The sequence below is a fragment of the Pseudomonas sp. REB1044 genome (genome assembly GCF_038813925.1).
GTDB classification, from domain to species: Bacteria; Pseudomonadota; Gammaproteobacteria; order Pseudomonadales; family Pseudomonadaceae; genus Aquipseudomonas; species Aquipseudomonas boreofloridensis.
On record NZ_CP046139.1, the window covers coordinates 2,285,898 to 2,306,743 of the forward strand.

The following is a 20,846-nucleotide window of genomic DNA, read 5'->3' on the forward strand; positions in this document are numbered from 1 at the left end:
TCCGTGAAGGGATGTAGCCCAGGTGATCGGGTGCGCTGAGCGCTTAAGATAAGAGGGCCATTGAACGGCGCACAGAGACAGGCCACAACTGACAAAGTTGTCAGGCGACGGGGACGTTTACGCAGCGGGCAGGACCAGGCGCTGTTCAACCCGGCCATTTGACGATGGGCCGCACAGCGGCCCTGGTTGATTTCGCCGATTACAGTGGCTCCGGCACCACCGCGATCACATCGATTTCCATCAGCCACTCCGGCTGGGCCAAGCCGGCGACCACCAGCCCCGTGGAAATCGGGAATACGCCTTTGAGCCATTTGCCCACTTCCCGGTACACCGGTTCGCGAAAGCGCGGGTCGGTGATGTAGGTGGTGGTCTTGACGATGTGCGACAGGTGCGAGCCGGCTTCCTCGAGCAATTGTTTGACGTTCTTCATCGCCTGCTCGGCCTGGGCCTGCGGATCACCCAGGCCCACCAGACGACCCTCGAAATCGGTGCCGACCTGACCGCGCACGTAGATGGTGTTACCGGCACGTACCGCCTGGCACAGGTCGTTGTCCAGGGTCTGGTTGGGGTAGGTGACTTTGGTGTTGAACATGCGGATGCGGGTATGAGTGGGCATCAGTGGGCTCCTGAGGTAGCGACATTGCTGATCGATGGGCGGGGTGCGATTCGGCCTGACGCTGTTCACGGTCCTGGTAGGCCAGGTAAGTGCGCTGTGTGGCGATGTGTCCGGCGACGTGCTTGGCGTCGTGCCACACGCCCCAGATGAACGAGGAGCCTCGGCGCGACAGCCAGGGCAGGCCGAGGAAATAGACCCCCGGTTCGCGGGCCACGCCGCGCTGGTGCTGGGGCTTGCCGTTGGCGTCGAAGGTGTCCACCTGCAGCCAGCTGAAGTCCACCCCATAGCCAGTGGCCCAGATGATGCTGCTGACGCCGGCTTCGGCCAGGTCCAGGTGCAACAACGGCTGCGTCAGGCACTGCGGGTCGGGCAGGCGCTGGCGCGCCTCGGGCTCGAGCGGCAGGTCCAGGCCATTGCGCTCGACATAGGCATCGGCAGCGTCGAGCAGGGCCAGGTAGCTGTCGTCGCCACGGCGGATGTTCTCGGCCAGGTTGTCCTGAAACGTCACCACGCCGTGCTCGAACGACTGGGTCAGGCCGACCAGGGTCATGCCCTGGTGGGCCAGGGCGCGGAAATCCACGGTGTGTCCGCCACGGGCACCGCTCACGGCAATGGTCACGTGCTCGCGGCCAGGCTTGGCGATTTCCGCGTCCCATTCACCCAGCACGCCGAGCCACCAGCAGAAGTCGCGGTTGCGGTAGGTCCTCGGCGGGCGGTCATGGGCGCCGACCGACAGGTACACCTGGCGTCCGGCGCGCATCAGTTCCTCGGCGATCTGTACTCCGGATGAGCCCGCACCGACCACCAGTACCGCGCCGTCGGGCAGTTGTTGCGGGTTGTGGTAAGCCGCCGAGTGGATCTGATGCAGGCGTGGGTCTTTTGGCGCGATGGCCGGGATCACCGGGCGCTGGAATGGCCCCGTGGCGGCCACCACGCGGTTGGCGCGGATCACCCCGTCACTGGTGTGCACGGTGAAGCCTGGACGGTCCTGGTTGCGCACTACGCGTTTGACTTCGACGCCGGTGCGCACCGGCAGGTTGTAGGTGTGTACGTAGCGCTCGAAGTAGTCGGCGACCTGGTCCTTGCCGGCGAAGGCGTCGGCGTCCAGGTCGAATTCCAGCCCGGGGAAGCGGTCGTGCCATACCGGGCCGTTGGCCACCAGCGAGTCCCAGCGCCCGCTGCGCCAGGCTTCGGCGATGCGCCGGCGCTCCAGGACCAGGTGCGGCACGCCGAGTTTGCTCAGGTGTTCGCTGATGGCCACGCCGGCCTGGCCGCCGCCGACCACCAAAGTGTCGATGTCGAGATTGTTCACTGTCATGTCCGAGCCCTTGTTCAGGCGGTTGTCATACGGCCGGTCACAGGACCGCCGTGGTCTGGGGCCAGACTAGGGACGGGCACGGCAGGGCGAAAATAGTATTTAGCTGGGGCTTGGCGATAAAACGCCGAAGGGGCGGGTAGGGGCACTGTGCGGTCCCTGCGCAGCACGCGGACGCGGTTCCAGGGGCGCGCAATGGGCCCAGTTTTTTACTGGTCAGTACCCAGGAAAATGCTCGTTTCGCCGCCGCCGGTGCTTGCCGAGAATGCCGCTAAATCCTGCTAGGAGCTGCACCATGACCTTTTCCATCATCGGCCGCTGTCAGGAAACCGGCCAGCTCGGCATCGCCATCAGTTCGTCCAGCATCGCCGTGGGCGCCCGTTGCCCGTGGGTACGGGCTGGCGTCGGCGCGGTGGCGACGCAGAACATCACCTTGCCGGCGCTCGGCCCGCAAATTCTCGACGCCTTGGAGCAAGGCCAGCTACCACCAGCCGCCGCGCTGGACCAGGTGCTCAGCGCCAACGGCTGGAGTGAGTATCGCCAAGTCAGCGTGATCGACAGTCAGGGCCAGGTGGCGCTGTTTACCGGCAGCCAGGCGCTGGGCGTGCACCACGCCGTGGCCGGTAGACAGTGCGCGGCGGCCGGTAATCTGCTGTCTGCGCCGTCGGTGATCGCGGCCATGGTGCAGGCCTTCGAGCACCGCGACGGTCACCTTGCCGACCGGTTGCTGGCCGCCATGCAGGCGGCCATGGCGGCCGGCGGCGAGGCGGGCCCGGTGCATTCGGCAGCGCTGAAAATCGCCGGCGAGCTGACCTGGCCGCTGGTGGACCTGCGCGTGGACTGGGCCGAGCACGACCCCATCGGCGCGCTCGAGCGCCTCTGGCAGGCCTACCGCCCGCAGATGCAGGACTACGTCACCCGTGCCCTCGACCCGACCACCGCGCCACGCTACGGAGTGCCGGGCGATGAGTGAGTTCGCCAGCCGCGACCTGCTGCGCCAATTGATCGGCTTCGCCACCGTGAGCCGCGACTCCAACCTGGCGCTGATCGATTTCATTCGCGACTATCTGGCCGGATACGGCGTTGAGTGCGAGCTGTTTTTCAACGAGGAGGGCACCAAGGCCAACCTGTTCGCCACGCTGGGCCCGCGTGATCGCGGGGGCGTGATGTTGTCGGGCCACACCGACGTGGTGCCAGTGGACGGCCAGGCCTGGACGGTCGAGCCGTTCAGGCTGAGCGAACGTCACGGTCGGCTCTACGGCCGAGGCACGGCCGACATGAAGGGCTTCATCGCCTCGGTTCTGGCGGCAGTGCCCGCCTTTCTCGCCCAGCCGCTGGCCGTGCCGGTGCACCTGGCGTTTTCCTATGACGAAGAGGTCGGCTGCCTAGGTGTTCGCAGCCTGCTCGACGCGCTGGCTCAGCGCCCGCACCCGCCACGCCTGTGCCTGATTGGCGAACCCACCGAGCTCAAGCCGGCGCTCGGGCACAAGGGCAAGCTGGCGATGCGCTGCCAGGTGCACGGCGCCGCCTGCCATTCGGCCTATGCGCCGCAGGGCGTGAATGCCATCGAGTACGCGGCGCGGCTGATCGGCAAGCTCGGGGAAATCGGCGAAACACTGGCACACCCGCAGGCGCATGACCCGCGCTTCGACCCGCCGTTTTCGACCGTGCAGACTGGCGTCATCAAAGGCGGTCAGGCGCTGAACATCGTCCCCGAGCACTGCCAGTTCGATTTCGAGGTGCGCGCCTTGCCCGGTTTCGACGCGCGCAGCGTGGCCGAGCGCGTGCAGGCCTATGCCGAGGGCGAATTGTTGCCACGCATGCGCGTGGTCAGCCCTGCCAGTCGCATCGACTGGCAGCCGTTGAGCGCCTATCCAGGCCTGGCCACGCCCGCCGACAGCGAAGCGGCGCGGCTGCTGGCGTCGATCAGCGGCTGCGAGGCGTTCGGCACCGTGGCGTTCGGCACCGAGGGCGGCCTGTTCGATCAGGCCGGTATCCCTACGGTGGTGTGCGGCCGGGCAGCATGGAGCAGGGCCACAAGCCCGACGAGTTCGTTAGCATCGAGCAACTACGTGGCTGTGACGCGATGTTACTGCGTCTGCGCGATCACCTGGTCCGTGGCCTCACTGCATAGCCAGACGCTGCTTGTGCGTTGGCGGGGCGAAGGCCTGGTCGATCTCGCGCAGGTCGGCATCGCTCAGTCGCAACTGCCCGGCCTCGGCATTGAGCCGCACATGCTCGGGGTTCACCGCCTTGGGAATGGCGATCGCACCGTCCTGGCGGATCACCCAAGCCAGGCTCACCTGGGCCGGGGTGGCGCCGTGGCGCTCGGCGATCGTCTGCAGCAACGGATGACGCAGCAAGCGCCCGCCCTGGGCCAGCGGGCAGTAGGCCATGGTCGGTAGATGCCGCGCTTGGCTCCAGGGCAACAGGTCGAACTCGATGCCGCGCTCTGCCGGGTTGTACAGCACCTGGTTCACCGCGCAGCGCTCGTCGTCCAGTGCCTGAAGGTCCTCGACATCGAAGTTGGAGACGCCCCAGCGGCGGATCTTGCCTTCGTCGATCAGACGCTCGAAGGCCTCGACGGTTTCCGCAAGCGGATACTGGCCGCGCCAGTGCAGCAGGTACAGGTCGATGCAGTCGGTGCCCAGTCGGCGCAGGCTGCGTTCGCAGGCCTGGGGAATACCGCGACGGCTGGCATTGTGCGGATACACCTTGCTGACTAGGAACACCTGGTCGCGGCGCCCGGCGATGGCGGCGCCGACCACCTGTTCGGCACCGCCCTCGGCGTACATTTCGGCGGTGTCGATCAGTGTCATGCCCAGGTCGATGCCCTGTTGCAGGGCCGCCACTTCGGCGGCCCGCGATGCGGAGGACTCGCCCATGTACCAGGTGCCTTGGCCAATGGCCGGCACGTCGTGTCCTGCCAGTTTCACGTTACGCATGTCACCTCCGGGGGATGGGTATGGCTGAGCAGCACATCGAGCAGGGCCTGTGCTGCGGTAGACAGCTTGTGGTCGCTCAAGGCGATGACGCCGATGCGCCGCTCCACGGTCGGTTCCACCAGGGCCACGCAGCGTGCACCCAGCTCCTGCATCTGGGTGATGCACAGCGCCGGGACCGCGCTCACGCCCAGGCCTGCGGCAACCATGCGCCCGACCGTCGACAGTTGATGACTCTCGAAGGCCACGGTCAGTCGTCCATGCTCGGCTGCCAGGTGCTGTTCGAGCAGCAGACGCACCGCCGAGGGGCGCTGCAGGGCGATGAAATCCTCGGCCAACAGCGCCTCCCAGCTCACTTCGCTCTGCTCGGCCAGCGCTGAGTCGGCGGGCACCACCGCGACGAAACGGTCCAGGTACAGGGCATGGAACTGCAACGCTTCGCTGCGCTCCGGCTCGAAGCCAATGCCCAGTTCGACGCGGCGGTGGCGCACCAGTTCAAGTACCTGTTCGTTGATCACGTCATGCACCGTGACGTTCACCTTCGGGTAGCGCTGGCGAAACACCTTCAGCGACTGCGGCAGCAGGTTGCCGGCAAAGGCCGGCATCGCCGCCACCGACACCCGCCCCAGTTGCAAGGTGAAGCGCTGGCGCAGCAACTCTTCGGTGTCGTCCCAGTCGCCGAGCAGGCGCCGCGCCAGCGGCAGCAACACCTCGCCCTCGGCGGTCAGGCTGACGCTGCGTGTGGTGCGGGTGAGCAGGGCGCCGCCGAGGTTGTCCTCCAGCGCCTTGATGGTCAGGCTCAGGGCCGGCTGGGAGATGTGCAGGTGCTCGCCGGCCTGGGCGAAGCTCTGGTACTTGGCCACGGTGACGAAAGCGCGCAGTTGTTTGACATTCATGGCAATCGCCTGTTGTTTTGCAAAAGTTATCAATCGATGACGAAAACAAAATTAACAAATCAGTCGCCAGCGGTGAAGATGGCTGCACTCGCTCCAATAACGATAAAGGCGGATCAGCATGGCCGGACTGGACAAGCGCGTAGCAACTTATGAACAAGCCCTCGAGGGCCTCACCGACGACATGACGGTGCTGGCCGGGGGCTTCGGCCTGTGCGGCATCCCCGAGAACCTGATCGCCGAGATCAAGCGGCGTGGGGTCAAGGGCCTGACCGTGATCTCCAACAACTGCGGCGTCGATGGCTTCGGTCTGGGCGTGCTGCTCGAGGATCGACAGATCCGCAAGATGATCGCCTCCTACGTGGGCGAAAACGCCGAGTTCGAGCGTCAATTGCTCAGCGGCGAACTGGAGGTGGAACTGACGCCCCAGGGCACCCTGGCCGAGAAGATGCGCGCCGGCGGCGCAGGCATCCCGGCGTTCTTCACCGCCACGGGCTACGGCACGCCGGTGGCCGAAGGCAAGGAGGTGCGCGAGTTCGAGGGCCGCCACTACATCCTGGAGCGCGCCATCACCGGCGACTTCGCCATCGTCAAGGGCTGGAAGGCCGACCACTACGGCAACGTGGTGTACCGCCACACCGCGCAGAACTTCAACCCGCTGGCCGCCACGGCCGGGCGCATCACCGTGGTCGAGGTCGAGGAGATCGTCGAGCCCGGCGTGCTGCTGCCCAGCGAAATCCACACCCCGGGCATCTTCGTAGACCGGGTCATCGTCGGCACCTTCGAAAAACGCATCGAAAAGCGCACTGTCAAGGCCTGAGGGCCGCCCACAGAACAACAAAGAGATCCAGACCATGGCATTGACCCGCGAACAGATGGCTCAACGTGTCGCCCGTGAACTGAAGGATGGCTACTACGTCAACCTGGGCATCGGCATTCCGACTTTGGTGGCCAACTACGTACCGGCCGACATGGACGTGATGCTGCAATCGGAGAATGGCCTGCTGGGCATGGGCGAGTTTCCCAGCGAGAGCACGGTCGACGCCGACATGATCAACGCCGGCAAGCAGACCGTCACCGCCCGCGTCGGCGCCTCGATCTTCGATTCGGCGCAGTCCTTCGCCATGATCCGGGGCGGCCATGTCGACCTCACGGTGCTGGGTGCCTTCGAGGTGGACGTGGAGGGCAACATCGCCTCCTGGATGATTCCTGGCAAGTTGGTCAAGGGCATGGGCGGTGCCATGGACCTGGTGGCCGGGGCCGAGAACATCATCGTCACCATGACCCACGCGTCCAAGGACGGCGAATCCAAGTTGCTGCCACGCTGCAGCCTGCCGCTGACCGGCGCCGGCTGTATCCGCAAGGTACTCACCGACCTGGCTTATCTGGAGATCGACAACGGCGCCTTCATCCTGCGCGAAACCGCGCCGGGGGTGAGTGTCCAGGAGATCGTCGACAAGACCGCTGGAAAACTGATCGTGCCGGACGATGTGAAAGAAATGACCTTCTAAAACTGTGCTTCGCCCCCTGCGGCCGCAGCGTGATTCGTGGCCGCAGGGGCTGTGTCGTTTTCAGAACGACCTCCACCAATAAAACCAAAAAAGGAAAACACCCCGTGGCCGCTGAAATTCAAGACAGCCGCTCTGCTCGATTCGCCCTGCGTTGCTCCAACTGGGCCGAACGTTGGTTCCCCGACTCCTGGGTGTTCGCTGCCCTGGCGGTGATGCTCGTCTGCCTGGGCGCACTGGCCATGGGGGCCAAACCCACGGCCACCGCCAAGGCCTTCGGCGACGGCTTCTGGAGCCTGATCCCCTTCACCATGCAGATGGCCTTCGTGGTGATCGGCGGCTACGTGGTCGCCAGTTCTCCACCGGCCGCTCGGCTCATCGACCGCTTGGCCCGGCTGCCGAAGAACGGCCGGTCGGCGGTGTGCTGGGTGGCGTTGATTTCGATGCTCGCTTCCTTGCTCAACTGGGGCCTGTCGCTGGTGTTCGGCGGTCTGCTGGTGCGCGCCTTGGCACGTCGCCAGGACTTGAAGATGGATTATCGCGCTGCAGGCGCTGCCGCGTACCTGGGCTTGGGCGCGGTGTGGGCGCTGGGGCTGTCGTCGTCGGCGGCGCAGTTGCAGGCCAACCCGGCCAGCCTGCCACCGTCGATCCTGTCCATCACCGGGGTGATTCCGTTCACCGAGACCATCTTCCTCTGGCAGTCCGGCGTCATGCTGGCGGCGCTGGTCATCGTCTCACTGGTGATTGCCTACGCGACCGCACCGGGCCCCAGCAGCGCCCGCAGCGCCCAGGACTGTGGTGTCGATCCCAGCTTCACCGCGCCGCCGCCGGCCCAGCGCACGCGTCCGGGCGAGTGGCTGGAGCACAGCCCGATCCTGATCCTGCTGCTGGTGGCCCTGGCGGCCGGCTGGCTGTACCAGGAGTTCGCCACCAAGCCTGCGATCACCGCCATTTCCGGGCTCAACACCTACAACCTGCTGTTCATCATGCTCGGGGCCTTGCTGCACTGGCGTCCGCGTAGTTTCCTCGATGCCGTGGCCCGCGCCGTGCCGACCACCACCGGGGTGCTGATCCAGTTCCCGCTCTACGGTTCGATCGCCGCCATCCTCACCCAAGTCCAGGGCGCCGACGCCCAGACCCTGGCGCATCACATCTCGGTATCCTTCACCCAGATCGCCACCCATGACACCTATGCCTTGCTGATGGGTGTGTACTCGGCGGTGCTGGGCTTCTTCATCCCCTCCGGGGCGGCAAGTGGATCATCGAAGCACCCTACGTGATGCTGGTCGCCAACGACCTGCAGTACCACCTGGGTTGGGCGGTGCAGATCTACAATGCCGCCGAGGCGCTGCCGAACCTGATCAACCCGTTCTACATGCTGCCGCTGTTGGGCGTGCTGGGGCTCAAGGCGCGTGACCTGATCGGCTTTTCCTTCGTGCAACTGCTGGTGCACGTGCCGCTGGTGCTGTTCCTGCTCTGGGCGCTGGGTACGACCCTGGCCTATACGCCACCGATCATGCCCTGACGCACCGGCGGGTATTCGAGCACAAGCCGCCAGCGACCTGACAATTCTGTCAGTAGGCGTCGACGGACGATCCGCTTAGTGTCGTGCACCAAGGCCTGGCCTTCACGCCAGGCCGGTGCCTTTCAACGACTCGGACGTCCTGAACATGAAGGTAGGCTCAGCGCTGCTGTTCACTGGGCTGCTGTGGACCGCATCCATCCCCGTATTGGCGGCAGAGACACTGCGTATCACCAGCCTGATGCCCTGCACGGGCTGGCAAACCGGGCCGGTGCAGCGCTGGTGCATGGGCGTGCAGGGCTTGTCCAGCGCCAAGCCCGCGGTAGTGCTCGACGGTGCGCCACTGGCCGACACAGCCGTGGTCATGCAGCCTACGCTGATGCATGTGAGCCTGCCGCAGCAGGTGCAGGCCGGCGTCCCGGTCTGGTTGAGCGATGGCGATCGAGTGAGCAACATGGTGCGCTGGAACCCTGAGGGCGCACGCGTACTGCCGTTGAATCAGGACAGGTTGGAAGACGTTGCCCCTGGGGTGGTGACCGCTGTCGATCTGCTGAGTCTGGTTCTGAAAGACGAAGCCAGTACGCCTGAAGCGGCTTTACGGATCGCCAGCCGGCATGGCCTGCAGATCGTCGGGGCCATCACCGTGCTTGGCGTGTACCAAGTGCGCCTGCCCGCTGACGGGATATTCGCGCGTCAGGCTTGGATCGAGCGGTTACGGGCCGATCCACAGGTCGCCGCCATCGTGATCGAGGATGACAACCGGGCGCTGCCCGAAGACCCCGACGATGAGGTCGAGCCTGCGGACCAGGCCGGTTGGGAAGCCAACCATTTCAGCGCCGCCGTCGACCTGTATCAACGCACGCTGGCCACGCGTGTCGATACCGACCGGCAGCGCGTACGTGTGGGCATTGTCGAGCGCGGCGTGGACTTCGACTCGCTCGACTTCAGGCCCTATGCCAAGCCCTGTGCTGGTGCCAACCTGTGTGTCTATGCCTACCAGAGTCCTGCGTCGAGTCGGCATGGCTCCGTGGTCACCGGCATCCTGGCCTCAAGCCTCTATCCGGGTGGCAACCGCGCCTTGCTCAGTCGCCTGAGCCGGGCCGGTGGCCGCTTCGATCTGATCATCGACAGGGGCTCCCCCTCAGGCGTGATCGCGCGCATAGCGGCCTCGGTGAACATGGTGCAGGACGGCGCGCAGGTGCTGAACTGGAGCTGGGGTATCCATCGCCTGGGGACGCTGGACCGCGAGGGCGAGCCGGTGACGGTGAACGTTCGGTCCGACCAGGCATTCGCAGGCTATCGTCGGGTCTTGGAGCGTTTTTTCGTTTGGCTCGAGCGCGAGCATCCTGGTGTCGTCGTCGTCAACTCGGCTGGCAACAGTGCCGGGGATGTTGCCGACCACCTGCCGGCGGGCCTGCGCTCACCGCAGTTGCTGGTGGTCGGCGCGCACCAACGCAGCGCCTGGTCAGGTTCGCTGACGGACGTTCGCGCGGTGCAGTGGCGTGAAAGCTCCAACCGGGGGCCTCGCGTGGACATCGCCGCCGCGGCCTGTCCTGGGGCTTCGCTGGCCACTGCAGCGCGCCCCGGACGTGGCGGTGGCTGTGGCACTTCTTACGCGGCGGCCTTGGTCACTGGGACCGTCGCCGCACTGCTGTCGATCGACCCTGGTTTGACCCCGCTGCACATCAAGGCGCTGCTGCACGAGGGCGCGCTGCCCCTCGCGCACGCGGCGGATGCCAGTGCTGAGCAGGCACCCCGCACGCGGCTGCGGCTGGACATGCAGCGAACGCTGGCGCTGGCCATCGAGCGCTCCACCGCTCGATCTTACAGGCCTGCGCAGCAGTCGGCGCCGGTGACTGCCCAGGGTCAGTGACCTTGGGAGTCTCGCCCCCTGACCGCCGTCAGCTGGTTGGACGCCTCCGGCAATCCGGTGACCTTGATCGAGCGCGCCCCTACGGCGAACTTGGCGCCCACCTTGGAGAAGCGCTCGAGCAACTGGAAGTTGATCGCCTGCTGGATGTCCATGTACAGGTTGTAGCCAGGGTCCAGCACGATGTAGACCGCTTCGAACTCCAGCGCTTCCTTGCCGAAGCCGCGCAGGTGAGCGCGGTCGAAGCGCACCTGGCTTTGCGCCTTGATCGACTCCTCGACGATGGCCGGGGCCTTCTTCACCGCTTCGGTGGGCGTGTCGTAGGACAGCCCGAACTCGAAGACGATGCGCCGCTCCTGCAAGCGCTTGTAGTTCTGAATGGTGCTGCTGATCATGCCGGCGTTGGCCATGACGATCTGCTCGCCGCCCAGGCTGCGAATGCGCGTGGTCTTCAGGCCGATGTTCTCCACCGTGCCGGCCAGCGAGCCGATGACGATGAAGTCGCCGACTTCGAAGGGTTTGTCCACGGCGATCGACAGCGAGGCGAACAGGTCGCCCAGCACGTTCTGCACCGCCAGGGCCACGGCGATACCGCCCACGCCGAGGCTGGCGACGAAGGCGGTGATGTTCACGCCCAGGTTCGACAGCATCGCCAACAGCACCACCGACCACAACAACACCCGCGCGCCCCAGCCCGACAGAGTGGCCAGGGCGCTGCCACGGTAGGCGCCAGTGGTGTCGTGGCGGGCGAAATAGCGGCCCAGGCCGATGGCGATGGCGCGGTTGGCCCACAGACCGATCTGCAGCGCCGCGACCACGAACCACAGGCTGCCGACCCGGTCCAGCCAGCGTTCGGGCAAGTCCAGCACGCCCAGGCCGACCAGCAGCGAAGCGAGCATCAGCAGTGCGTTGCTGGTGCCTTCGAGCACTTCGGTGACCAGCCGCGCGAACTGGCTTTCGTGGCTGGACCATTGATGGGCGCGGCGCTTGAGGAAACTCAGCGCCCAGCGGGTGAACAGGAAGGTGGCCACCGTGACGGCCAGCGCCAGCAGCAGGTTGAGGATGGAGATGCCGAATACCGTGGTGGTGGTCAGCAACTGCAGCAATCGTTCGTCCATCGGGTCTCCCTCCGAGGTAAAGAAAAAACAGACCATGCCGTGAAGGCACAGTCTGTTTAGAAGGGTGCTTGCCTGGAGGGTTTAACTGGATTTGCCATCGATTGCCCTGGCGGCTTCACACGCTGCGGGTCAGCCCGCCATCGACGCGCAGGTTCTGCCCGGTGATGTAGGCGGCGCCGTCGCTGGCCAGGAAGGCGATGGTGGCGGCGATTTCCTCGGCTGTGCCGTAGCGCTTGAGCGGCACGCTGTCGCGGCGCTGGTCGGTGCCGGGCAGGCTGTCGATCCAGCCGGGCAGCACGTTGTTCATGCGCAGGTTGTGCGCAGCGTAGGTGTCGGCGAAGACCTTGGTGAAGGCCGCCAGTCCTGCGCGGAACACCGCCGAGGTGGGAAACAGGTCGCTGGGCTCGAAGGCCCAGGCGCTGGAGATGTTGATGATCACGCCGCCGCCTTGCGCCTGCAGGGTCGGCGTCACCAGGCGGGTAGGGCGGATGACGTTGAGCAGGTAGGTGTCCAGCCCCTGGTGCCAGTCGTCGTCACTGATCGCCAGGATCGGCGCGCGCGGGCCGTGGCCGGCGCTGTTGACCAGCACATCGATGCGCCCCCAGCGCTGCAATACGGCATCGACCAGGCGCTGCAGGTCGTCGTTGCTCTGGTTGCTGCCGGTGATTCCGATACCGCCGAGCGCTTGGGCCAGCGCCTCGCCTTTGCCCGAGGACGACAGGATCGCCACCTTGAAGCCGTCGCTGGCCAGACGACGTGCCGCGGCAGCGCCCATGCCACTGCCGCCTGCGGTGATGATCGCTACTTTTTCTACTGACATGCAGCCTCCGTGGGTGCGTTGATCGAATCGACGAACGCCAGGTTAGCAAGGCCTGTCTGTCGCCAGACAGGCAGCGATCAGCAGCTGACCCAGTAGAAAAACTATTCTCTCAGGTGTCCCCGATCTGGTGCTGCAACCAGTGGCGCACGGCGAGCAGCGCTGTCGGCGCGCCGTCCTTGCGCGGCCAGACCAGATACAAATGCTTGTCCATGGGTAGCGCCTGCTCGAATACCTGCACCAGCCGCCCGGCGTGCAGGTCGTCCTTGACGAACAGTTCGCTGGACAGTGCCAGGCCTTGTCCGGCCAGGGCGGCTTCGATGGCCAAAGCGGTCTGGTTGAAGCGCAGGTTGCGCGGCATGGGCTGCGTCGGCTGGCCGAACAACTGCGCGATGTAGGTCGGCCACAGGTTATGCGCATCGTGCAGCAGCACAAACGGCTGCAACTGTTCGGCACTGCGCGGCGTACCCTGCTGGGCGAGCAGGGCGGGGCTGGCCACGGCCACCATCCGCTGCTCGGTCAGCAGCTCGGCGTTCAGCCCGGGGCCGAAGGGCGGTCGACCGTAGCGCACCGCCAGGTCCACGCCATCGGCCTGGAAACGCGACAGACGTTCGCTGGCCAATACGCGCAGGTCGATGTCGAGGTGGGCCTGGGTGAACGAACCCAGGCGCGGGATGAGCCAGCGCGAGGCGAAGGTGGGCGTGACGCTGACGGTCAGGTGACGGTCGTCCGGGCGCAGCGCGGCGGTCGCTTCGCCGATCAACGCCAGGGCGCTGCGGATGCTGTGGCTGTAGGCCAGCCCGCCCTCGGTGAGGCGCAGCCCGCGTGGCAGGCGCTCGAACAGACGCGCCCCGAGATGCGCTTCCAGCCCACGGATCTGCTGGGCGACGGCCGCTTGGGTGACCTCCAGCTCGTCGGCCGCCAGGCGGAAGTTGAGGTGGCGGGCGACCACTTCGAAGACGCGCAGGGCGTTGAGCGGCGGCAGCGGGCTGCTCATCGCCGCGCCACCCCATCGGCCAGTGCTCGCGCCAGGAAGGGCGCGGTGCGGCTGTCGGCGCAGGACGCCACCTCGCGAGGGGTGCCGCAGGCCACGATCTGCCCGCCTGCCGTGCCGGCGCCCGGGCCGATGTCGATCACCCAGTCGCTTTGCGCCACCACGCGCATGTCATGCTCCACCACCACGACGGTATGGCCCTGATCGACCAGGCGGTTCAACTGCACCAGCAGCCGGTCGACATCCTGCGGGTGCAGGCCGTTGGTGGGCTCGTCCAGCACGTACAGCGTCGCCCCACGGGCACTGCGCTGCAGTTCGGTGGCCAGCTTGATGCGCTGCGCCTCGCCGCCGGAGAGCTCGGTGGCTGGCTGGCCCAGACGCAGGTAGCCCAGGCCGATGTCGGCCAGCACGCGCAGGCTGCGGCGTGGCGCGGGGTGTTCGGCGAACACGGCCAGCGCCTGATCGACGGTGAGCTGCAGCACCTGGGCGATGTTCAGGCCTTGCCAGGTGACGGCCAGGGTAGGCGGGTTGTAGCGCGCGCCATGGCACGTGGGGCAGGGCGCATAGACGCTGGGCATGAACAGCAGCTCGACGCTGACGAAACCTTCGCCCTCGCAGGTCTCGCAGCGGCCCTTGGCGACGTTGAAAGAGAAACGTCCGGCATCGAACCCGGCGGCCCGAGCCTGCTCGGTGGCGGCGAACAGCTTGCGCACGTGATCGAACAGGCCGGTGTAGGTGGCCAGGTTCGAGCGCGGGGTGCGGCCGATAGGTTTCTGGTCCACCTGCACCAGGCGCTTGAGCTGCTCGAGACCGGCGCTGATGTGCCCGCTGCTGGGCTGTTCGGGTTCGTCTTCCAGGCTCTGCTCCTGGGGTTCATCGGCCCCCGCCTGCTGACCCAGATGGGCGCCTACCAGCTCCAGCAGGGCTTGGCTGACCAGGCTCGACTTGCCGGAACCGGAGATGCCGGTGACGGCGCTGAAACAGCCGAGCGGGAAGCGCGCGTCGAGCTGGTGGAGGTTGTTGCGACTGATGCCTTCCAGGCACAGCCATTGCCGTGCAGGCCGAGGTGCGCGCTGGCTGGGCGCCGGGTCGGCGAACAGGTAGACGCCGGTGCGCGACTCGGCCACCTCGGCCAACCCCGCCGGCGGGCCGCTGTAGAGGATGCGTCCACCGTGCTCGCCCGCGGCCGGGCCGACGTCCACCAGCCAGTCGGCGCGGCGCAGGGTGTCCAGGTCGTGTTCGACCACGAACACCGAGTTGCCCGCCTGTTTCAAGCGTTGCAACGCATCGAACAGCGCCTCGCTGTCGGCGGGTGCAGGCCGGCGGAGGGTTCGTCGAGCACGTAGATCACGCCGAACAGCTGCGAGTTGAGCTGGGTGGCCAGGCGCAGGCGCTGCAACTCGCCCGAGGACAGCGTCGGGGTGCTGCGCTCCAGCGCCAGGTAGCCCAGGCCGAGGTCGAGCAGGGTGTCGATGCGCGCCAGCAGTTCACTGGCGATGCGTTGAGCGGCCAGGCGCTTTTCCAGAGAGAGATTGGGCGTGTGGCGCACGTCCTGGCCGCCGGCATGCGGGGGCTCGCCGCGTGCGGCACGCTGCTCGCGGGCACTGCGGGTCTGCGCGTGACTGAGCGTCTCGCCCCCCTCGTCGCGGCGTTGCAGGTAGCTGGGCGCGGCGACGTCGCGCAACACCTGGGCCAAGTCCTGCAGGGGCAGGCGCGACAGCTCGGCGATGTCCAGCCCGGCGAAGGTCACGCTCAAGGCTTCGTGCTTGAGGCGCCTGCCGGCGCACGCTGGGCACGGGCTGGGGCGCATGTACTGGGCCACGCGCTTGCGCATCTGTGCGCTCTGCGAGTGCATGAAGGTGTGCAGTACGTAGCGGCGGGCACCGCTGAAGGTGCCTTGATAGCTCGGCTCGAGCTGCTTCTTTAGCGCTGCGCGGGTCTGTGCCGGGGTGAGGCCCGCATAGACCGGCACGGTGGGCGTTTCTTCGGTGAACAGGATCCAGTCGCGCTGTTCCTGGGGCAGGTCGCGCCAAGGCACATCGACGTCATAGCCTAGGGTGACGAGAATGTCGCGCAGATTCTGGCCTTGCCAAGCCATGGGCCAGGCGGCCACGGCGCGTTCGCGGATGGTCAGCGACGGATCGGGCACCAAGGTGGCCTCGGTCACTTCGAACACTCGGCCGATGCCATGGCATTGCGGGCAGGCGCCTTGCGGCGTGTTGGGCGAAAAATCCTCGGCGTACAGCATCGGCTGCCCTGGCGGGTAACTGCCGGCGCGCGAGTAGAGCATGCGGATCGAACTCGACAGGGTGGTGACACTGCCCACCGACGAGCGTGCGCTTGGCGTGCCGCGCTGCTGCTGCAAGGCGACCGCCGGGGCAGGCCTTCGATCGAATCGACGTCGGGCACGCCGACCTGGTCGATCAGGCGCCTCGCGTAGGGCGCCACCGACTCGAAATAGCGGCGCTGCGCCTCGGCATACAGGGTAGAGAACGCCAGCGACGACTTGCCCGAGCCGGACACGCCGCTGAACACCACCAGGGCGTCGCGGGGCACATCGACATCGATGTTCTTGAGGTTGTGTTCGCGCGCGCCACGCACGCGAACGAAGCCCTGTGCGGCGGGCGGTGAAGTCTTGGGCATGGGCGTTCCTTGTCGACGTGCGGAGGCTATTTCAGCTCATTATCAGGGTCCAGACAAAGCCTAGGACAAGCGCGAGGCGTGGCAGGTCCATGCAGTTGCCCTGTATCAAGCGCGGCGCGCTCGCGGCAGCTACAGTACGGGATGTCGATATCACCCTGTGCAGGTGCCCATGTCCGATTGGTCCATTCAGAGCGTCACTGCCGATACCGTCAACGAAGTGGTCGCCTTCGTCGACCGGGCACGCCGCGAGCTGTTTCCCATGCTCGCCCAGGCGCCGATGCCGGACGATCTGGCGCGCTTCACCGAGACGTACCTGAACGGTGCCGGTCGCTTCCTGGTCGCGCGTGACCAGGGCCGGCTGATCGGCGCGATCGGTTATTTGCCCTACGACCACCGCTTCGCGCAGCTCGACTACCGGCACCTGCGCACCGTGGAAGTGGTGCGCTTGTTCGTGCTCCCCGAGTATCGCCAGCAGGGCATGGCCCGAGCGCTGTACCAGGCATTGCGCGACCAGGCCAGGCAGGCACACGTGCAGTGCCTCTATCTGCATACCCATCCATTCCTGCCCGGCGCCATCGAGTTCTGGCAGCGCCAGGGTTTCGTGATCGTCGATGTCGAGCACGATCCGCTATGGCGCACCACGCACATGCACGCGCTGCCCGAGCACGGCTGAAACGCAGACGGTATACTGCGCGCCCTTTGTCTACTCGCGCAGACCCCTATATGCGGCAGGCCTTGCTGATCGTCGATGTGCAGTCCACCTTCAGTCCACCGGAGTGGCTGGTCGACGGCATCCGTGCACTGGCTGCACGGTTGCCGGCCATCGCGTCGGTCGAGCTGCACGACGAGCAGGTCACCCCGTTCGACCGCCAGCTCGGTTGGCACCCGGCGACCGAGGACGAAAGTCTGGTCGAGGCCGACGAGGTGTTCATCAAGCATGGCTACGGGCAGAGTGCAGAGGCCATCGACTACCTCAAGCGTCTGCAGGTCGAGCGGGTACTGGTGTGCGGGCTGCACACCGAGACCTGCGTGCTCGCCGCCGGGTTCGCGCTGTTCGATGCCGGACTCGCGCCGACCTTGCTCACCGACCTGACGATAGGGTCCTCGCTGGACCGCTCGGGCAAATTGGGCATTGCGCTGTGGACCCACCATTTCCGTCAGGTGACCACCGCGGCGCAGGTGATTGCGACACTCGCGTAATCGATCGCGGTCACCACCGCCTCAACGCGCCTGGCCGTGACCACGATCACACTTTCTCCACGCCGCGCCTGGCATCATCGCCCGCGCGCCACAGGGCGGAGTTCGCCGTCCTGGCGCGGGTGTCGCGTCCTCGTTGGAATTTGCTGAACCAAGTGCCTTCTGGCAGCACCTACACCTTGACGATCACTGTTGCGTCGCTGTTCAGCCCAGAAGAGGGACTTCCCATGATCGAGTGCCATTTACGCAGGGCCTTGCTGCTGTTTTTCACGTTCGCGCTGCCGGGCCTGTCGTGCGCTACCGACGACTGCTCACGCTTGACCGCCACCGGCAACCCGGAATATCCGCCGTATCTGTGGCGCGACCCGCAAGACCCTCAGCGGCTGATCGGCGCCAATGCCGACCTGCTCCAGCATCTGGCCAGCGAGCTGGGCCTTGAGGTGCAGATCACCTACGCCGGGCCTTGGGGCCGCGCCCAGGAGGAAGTGCGCCTGGGGCGGGTCGATCTGCTGGCCGGCTATTTTCTCACCCGGGCGCGGGAGAACGAGGTGGACTTCATCCAGCCGCCGTTCCTGCACACCCCGAGCGTGGTCTGGGTGCGCAGCGAGCAGGCGATGACCTACCAAGGCTGGGACGACTTGCGCGGGCTCAAGGGTGGCGTGCTGGTCAACAACAGCCATGGCGAGCGTTTCGACGAGTACGCGCGCACCAACCTCAACCTCGAAGCCGTGCCGGGCGCCCGCCAGGCGTTCGACAAGTTGCTGCACAAACGCAGCGACTACGTGATCTTCGAGCGCTTTCCTGGCATGGCCCTGACCCGTGTGATGGATATCGAGGCCAAGGTGCAGGGTCTGGAACCGCCGATCTCCAGCGAAGGGCTGTACCTGGCGATGTCCCGCGAGTCGCCCTGCAACCTGCCGGCACTGCGCGCAAAGCTGGAGGCGAAGATGAAGGACATCGTCGCCAGCGACCTGCCCGAGCGCCTGGTCACGGAGAACCTGGCGCGTTGGAAGGCCCAGCAAGACGCCGCGAAGTCGCCCTGAGGCAGCGGCTGCGCAGCTCGGTCGCCTCGGCAAGACTTCACCCCGGAAAATCCGGATAATGGCGCCCATTTCGTTTTACGCGCTGGTGCCCCCGCATGGAAATCAAGGTCAATTTTCTCGACAACCTCCGACTCGAAGCCAAGTTCGACGACTTCACGGTGATCGCCGATCAGCCGATCCGCTACAAAGGCGACGGCTCGGCGCCTGGGCCGTTCGACTATTTCCTGGCCTCCTCGGCGCTGTGCGCGGCGTACTTCGTCAAGCTGTACTGCCAGACCCGCGACATCCCGACGGAAAACATTCGCCTGTCGCAGAACAACATCGTCGACCCGGAGAATCGCTACAACCAGATCTTCAAGATCCAGGTCGAGCTGCCCGAAGACATTTCCGAGAAGGACCGCCAGAGCATCCTGCGCTCGATCGACCGCTGCACGGTGAAGAAGGTGGTGCAGACCGGTCCCGAGTTCATCATCGAGCAGGTCGACAACCTCGATGCCGACGCCCAGGGCCTGCTGATGCCGGTGGCCGATTCCAGCACCACCATCGCGGGCAAGGATTTGCCGCTGGAGCGCACCATCGAGAACTTGTCCGGGTTGCTGGCCGACCTGGGCATGAAGATCGAAATCGCTTCGTGGCGCAACATCGTGCCCAACGTCTGGTCGCTGCACCTGCGCGACGCCCAGTCGCCGATGTGCTTCACCAACGGCAAGGGCGCCACCAAGGAAGCCGCGCTGGCCTCGGCCTTGGGTGAGTTCATCGAGCGGCTGAACTGCAACTTCTTCTACAACGATCAGTTCTGGGGCGAGGAGATCGCCAACGCAGCGTTCGTGCATTACCCCAACGAGCAGTGGTTCAAGCCTGGACCGAAGGATGCGCTGCCGGCGGAAATTCTCGACGCGCACTGTCTGGAGATCTACAACCCGGACGGCGAACTGCGCGGCTCACATCTGTACGACACCAACTCGGGCAACAAGGCGCGTGGTATCTGCTCGTTGCCGTTCGTGCGCCAGTCCGATGGCCAGACGGTGTACTTCCCCTCCAACCTCATCGAGAACCTGTACCTGAGCAACGGCATGAGCGCGGGTAACACCCTGGCCGAAGCGCAGGTGCAGTGCTTGTCGGAGATCTTCGAACGGGCGGTCAAGCGCGAGATCCTCGAAGGCGAGTTGTGCCTGCCGGACGTGCCGGCGCAGGTACTGGCCAAGTACCCGAGCATCCTGGCGGGTATCCAGGCCCTGGAGGACCAGGGCTTCCCGGTGCTGGTCAAGGACGCGTCGCTGGGCGGCAAATTCCCGGTCATGTGCGTGACCTTGATGAACCCGCGTACCGGTGGGGTGTTCGCGTCCTTCGGTGCCCATCCGAGCTTTGAAGTGGCACTGGAGCGCAGCCTCACCGAGTTGCTTCAGGGGCGCAGCTTCGAGGGCTTGAACGACCTGCCGCAGCCCACCTTCGAGAGCCACGCGCTGATGGAGCCGAACAACTTCGTCGAACACTTCATCGACTCCAGCGGTGTGGTGTCCTGGCGCTTCTTCAGCGCCAAGGCCGACTTCGAGTTCGTCGAGTGGGAGTGGGCCGGCGAAGACAGCACCGAGCTGCAGGCGCGCACCCTGTTTTCGTTGCTCCAAGGCATGGGCAAAGAGGTCTACATGGCGGTGTACGACGACCTCGGTGCCACCGCCTGCCGCATCCTGGTGCCGGGTTATTCGGAAATCTATCCGGTGGAAGACCTCATCTGGGACAACACCAACCGTGCCTTGGGCGTGCGTGCCGACATCCTCAACCTGCACAGCCTCGACAACCGCGCCTTGAAACTGCTGTTCAAGCGTCTGGACCAGTTGGAGGTGGATGAGTACACCACCATCACCACGCTGATCGGCGTCGAGTTCGACGACAACACGGTGTGGGGCCAATTGACCCTCCTCGAACTCAAGCTGCTGATCCAACTGGCCTTGGAGCGCTTCGAGGACGCCAAGGAACTGGTGGAGATGTTCCTGCAGTTCAACGACAACACCGTCGAGCGCGGGCTGTTCTACCAGGCGCTGAACGTGGTGCTGGAAGTGGTGCTGGACGAGGACTTGGAGATGGCCGACTACGAGGCCAATTTCCGCCGCATGTTCGGCGACGCGCGCATGGATGCCGCGCTCGGCTCGGTGGACGGCAGCGTGCGCTTCCACGGCCTGACCCCGACCAGCCTCAAACTCGAGGGCCTGGAGCGTCACCAGCGCCTGATCGACAGCTACCGCAAATTGCACGCGGCGCGGGCGCGGGCGGCGAACTGAGGCGGTTACGGGGAGGGCGCCACAGCGTTCTCCCCGCTGCTGGCGCGCCGATCATCGGCGCTGTGTGTCTTCAGGGGTGAACTTGGCGT

The 20,846-nt window shown here is 65.9% G+C and carries 14 protein-coding genes and 5 pseudogenes; 10 read left to right on the forward strand and 9 right to left on the reverse strand.

Annotated features, from left to right (window positions below; genetic code table 11):
* Positions 1 to 199 precede the first annotated feature (199 nt).
* A complete protein-coding gene (locus GKC70_RS10645; RefSeq protein ID WP_295481750.1) occupies positions 200 to 616 on the reverse strand; it encodes a RidA family protein in 417 nt (138 codons plus the stop codon).
* Positions 616 to 1,934, reverse strand: a pseudogene (locus tag GKC70_RS10650) (NAD(P)/FAD-dependent oxidoreductase). Before GKC70_RS10650 ends, GKC70_RS10645 begins: the two are co-directional and overlap by 1 nt.
* A gap of 292 nt (positions 1,935 to 2,226) precedes the next feature.
* Between GKC70_RS10650 and GKC70_RS10655 the strand changes: the two are divergent.
* Both GKC70_RS10655 and argE read left to right on the forward strand, forming a co-directional pair.
* Positions 2,227 to 2,904, forward strand: coding sequence for a DUF1028 domain-containing protein (locus tag GKC70_RS10655; protein ID WP_342651287.1), 678 nt, complete (start codon positions 2,227 to 2,229; stop codon positions 2,902 to 2,904).
* Positions 2,897 to 3,964, forward strand: a pseudogene (argE, locus tag GKC70_RS10660) (acetylornithine deacetylase); the annotation flags it as partial. The gene GKC70_RS10655 and the pseudogene argE, both read left to right, overlap by 8 nt.
* A 90-nt stretch (positions 3,965 to 4,054) precedes the next feature.
* Here argE and GKC70_RS10665 read toward each other — a convergent pair.
* Together GKC70_RS10665 and GKC70_RS10670 are read right to left on the reverse strand one after the other, a co-directional pair.
* The gene (locus tag GKC70_RS10665) at positions 4,055 to 4,876 is read right to left on the reverse strand and encodes an aldo/keto reductase (protein ID WP_342651288.1); all 822 of its coding nucleotides are present in this window, start codon (positions 4,874 to 4,876) and stop codon (positions 4,055 to 4,057) included.
* Positions 4,864 to 5,769 carry a LysR family transcriptional regulator gene (locus GKC70_RS10670; RefSeq protein ID WP_116888469.1) on the reverse strand — a complete coding sequence of 302 codons (906 nt, stop codon included), beginning with the start codon at positions 5,767 to 5,769 and terminating at the stop codon, positions 4,864 to 4,866. Before GKC70_RS10670 ends, GKC70_RS10665 begins: the two co-directional genes overlap by 13 nt.
* A 118-nt stretch (positions 5,770 to 5,887) precedes the next feature.
* Here GKC70_RS10670 and GKC70_RS10675 point away from each other — a divergent pair, with 118 nt between their 5' ends.
* The 4 genes and pseudogenes from GKC70_RS10675 to GKC70_RS10690 all read left to right on the forward strand — a co-directional run bounded on the left by GKC70_RS10675 (position 5,888) and on the right by GKC70_RS10690 (position 10,669).
* Positions 5,888 to 6,586, forward strand: coding sequence for a CoA transferase subunit A (locus GKC70_RS10675; RefSeq protein ID WP_342651289.1), 699 nt, complete (start codon positions 5,888 to 5,890; stop codon positions 6,584 to 6,586).
* Between the two features lie 34 nt (positions 6,587 to 6,620).
* Positions 6,621 to 7,277: a CoA transferase subunit B gene (locus GKC70_RS10680; protein ID WP_295481738.1), complete on the forward strand. Its 657-nt coding sequence runs from the start codon at positions 6,621 to 6,623 to the stop codon at positions 7,275 to 7,277.
* 104 nt (positions 7,278 to 7,381) lie between these two features.
* Positions 7,382 to 8,799 (forward strand): annotated as a pseudogene (locus GKC70_RS10685) (TIGR00366 family protein).
* 145 nt (positions 8,800 to 8,944) lie between these two features.
* Positions 8,945 to 10,669: a S8/S53 family peptidase gene (locus GKC70_RS10690; RefSeq protein WP_342651290.1), complete on the forward strand. Its 1,725-nt coding sequence runs from the start codon at positions 8,945 to 8,947 to the stop codon at positions 10,667 to 10,669.
* Here GKC70_RS10690 and GKC70_RS10695 read toward each other — a convergent pair.
* The 5 genes and pseudogenes from GKC70_RS10695 to GKC70_RS10715 form a co-directional block, all read right to left on the reverse strand.
* Entirely contained in the window at positions 10,663 to 11,784 is a 1,122-nt protein-coding gene (locus tag GKC70_RS10695) for a mechanosensitive ion channel family protein (protein ID WP_317872538.1), read from the reverse strand. The genes GKC70_RS10690 and GKC70_RS10695 overlap by 7 nt on opposite strands.
* 115 nt (positions 11,785 to 11,899) lie before the next feature.
* A complete protein-coding gene (locus GKC70_RS10700; RefSeq protein ID WP_342651291.1) occupies positions 11,900 to 12,604 on the reverse strand; it encodes an SDR family oxidoreductase in 705 nt (234 codons plus the stop codon).
* Positions 12,605 to 12,713: 109 nt separating this feature from the next.
* Positions 12,714 to 13,598: a LysR substrate-binding domain-containing protein gene (locus GKC70_RS10705; RefSeq protein WP_342651292.1), complete on the reverse strand. Its 885-nt coding sequence runs from the start codon at positions 13,596 to 13,598 to the stop codon at positions 12,714 to 12,716.
* A pseudogene (locus GKC70_RS10710) lies at positions 13,595 to 15,126 on the reverse strand (excinuclease ABC subunit A); the annotation flags it as partial. The gene GKC70_RS10705 and the pseudogene GKC70_RS10710, both read right to left, overlap by 4 nt.
* A 108-nt stretch (positions 15,127 to 15,234) precedes the next feature.
* Positions 15,235 to 16,238 (reverse strand): annotated as a pseudogene (locus GKC70_RS10715) (excinuclease ABC subunit A); the annotation flags it as partial.
* A 169-nt stretch (positions 16,239 to 16,407) separates the two neighbouring features.
* Here GKC70_RS10715 and GKC70_RS10720 point away from each other — a divergent pair.
* The 4 genes from GKC70_RS10720 to GKC70_RS10735 all read left to right on the forward strand — a co-directional run bounded on the left by GKC70_RS10720 (position 16,408) and on the right by GKC70_RS10735 (position 20,757).
* On the forward strand, positions 16,408 to 16,911 hold the full coding sequence (locus GKC70_RS10720; protein ID WP_342651293.1) for a GNAT family N-acetyltransferase: 504 nt from the start codon (positions 16,408 to 16,410) through the stop codon (positions 16,909 to 16,911).
* 50 nt (positions 16,912 to 16,961) lie between these two features.
* Complete coding sequence (locus tag GKC70_RS10725) at positions 16,962 to 17,438, forward strand: isochorismatase family protein (RefSeq protein WP_342651294.1); 477 nt, start codon at positions 16,962 to 16,964, stop codon at positions 17,436 to 17,438.
* Between the two features lie 224 nt (positions 17,439 to 17,662).
* The gene (locus GKC70_RS10730; protein ID WP_342651295.1) at positions 17,663 to 18,478 is read left to right on the forward strand and encodes a transporter substrate-binding domain-containing protein; all 816 of its coding nucleotides are present in this window, start codon (positions 17,663 to 17,665) and stop codon (positions 18,476 to 18,478) included.
* Positions 18,479 to 18,573: 95 nt separating this feature from the next.
* Positions 18,574 to 20,757 (forward strand): OsmC domain/YcaO domain-containing protein, encoded by a 2,184-nt coding sequence (locus tag GKC70_RS10735; RefSeq protein ID WP_342651296.1) that lies wholly within the window; start codon positions 18,574 to 18,576, stop codon positions 20,755 to 20,757.
* Positions 20,758 to 20,846 lie beyond the last annotated feature (89 nt).

Excerpts from the sequence above, each read along its gene's own strand:
- GKC70_RS10730 (WP_342651295.1), top strand. The coding sequence starts at position 17,663 with ATGATCGAGTGCCATTTACGCAGGGCCTTGCTGCTGTTTTTCACGTTC.
- GKC70_RS10695 (WP_317872538.1), bottom strand. The coding sequence starts at position 11,784 with ATGGACGAACGATTGCTGCAGTTGCTGACCACCACCACGGTATTCGGC.
- GKC70_RS10645 (WP_295481750.1), bottom strand. The coding sequence starts at position 616 with ATGCCCACTCATACCCGCATCCGCATGTTCAACACCAAAGTCACCTAC.
- GKC70_RS10720 (WP_342651293.1), top strand. The coding sequence starts at position 16,408 with ATGTCCGATTGGTCCATTCAGAGCGTCACTGCCGATACCGTCAACGAA.
- GKC70_RS10680 (WP_295481738.1), top strand. The coding sequence starts at position 6,621 with ATGGCATTGACCCGCGAACAGATGGCTCAACGTGTCGCCCGTGAACTG.
- GKC70_RS10655 (WP_342651287.1), top strand. The coding sequence starts at position 2,227 with ATGACCTTTTCCATCATCGGCCGCTGTCAGGAAACCGGCCAGCTCGGC.
- GKC70_RS10675 (WP_342651289.1), top strand. The coding sequence starts at position 5,888 with ATGGCCGGACTGGACAAGCGCGTAGCAACTTATGAACAAGCCCTCGAG.
- GKC70_RS10700 (WP_342651291.1), bottom strand. The coding sequence starts at position 12,604 with ATGTCAGTAGAAAAAGTAGCGATCATCACCGCAGGCGGCAGTGGCATG.
- GKC70_RS10665 (WP_342651288.1), bottom strand. The coding sequence starts at position 4,876 with ATGCGTAACGTGAAACTGGCAGGACACGACGTGCCGGCCATTGGCCAA.
- GKC70_RS10725 (WP_342651294.1), top strand. The coding sequence starts at position 16,962 with ATGCGGCAGGCCTTGCTGATCGTCGATGTGCAGTCCACCTTCAGTCCA.
- GKC70_RS10670 (WP_116888469.1), bottom strand. The coding sequence starts at position 5,769 with ATGAATGTCAAACAACTGCGCGCTTTCGTCACCGTGGCCAAGTACCAG.
- GKC70_RS10735 (WP_342651296.1), top strand. The coding sequence starts at position 18,574 with ATGGAAATCAAGGTCAATTTTCTCGACAACCTCCGACTCGAAGCCAAG.
- GKC70_RS10690 (WP_342651290.1), top strand. The coding sequence starts at position 8,945 with ATGAAGGTAGGCTCAGCGCTGCTGTTCACTGGGCTGCTGTGGACCGCA.
- GKC70_RS10705 (WP_342651292.1), bottom strand. The coding sequence starts at position 13,598 with ATGAGCAGCCCGCTGCCGCCGCTCAACGCCCTGCGCGTCTTCGAAGTG.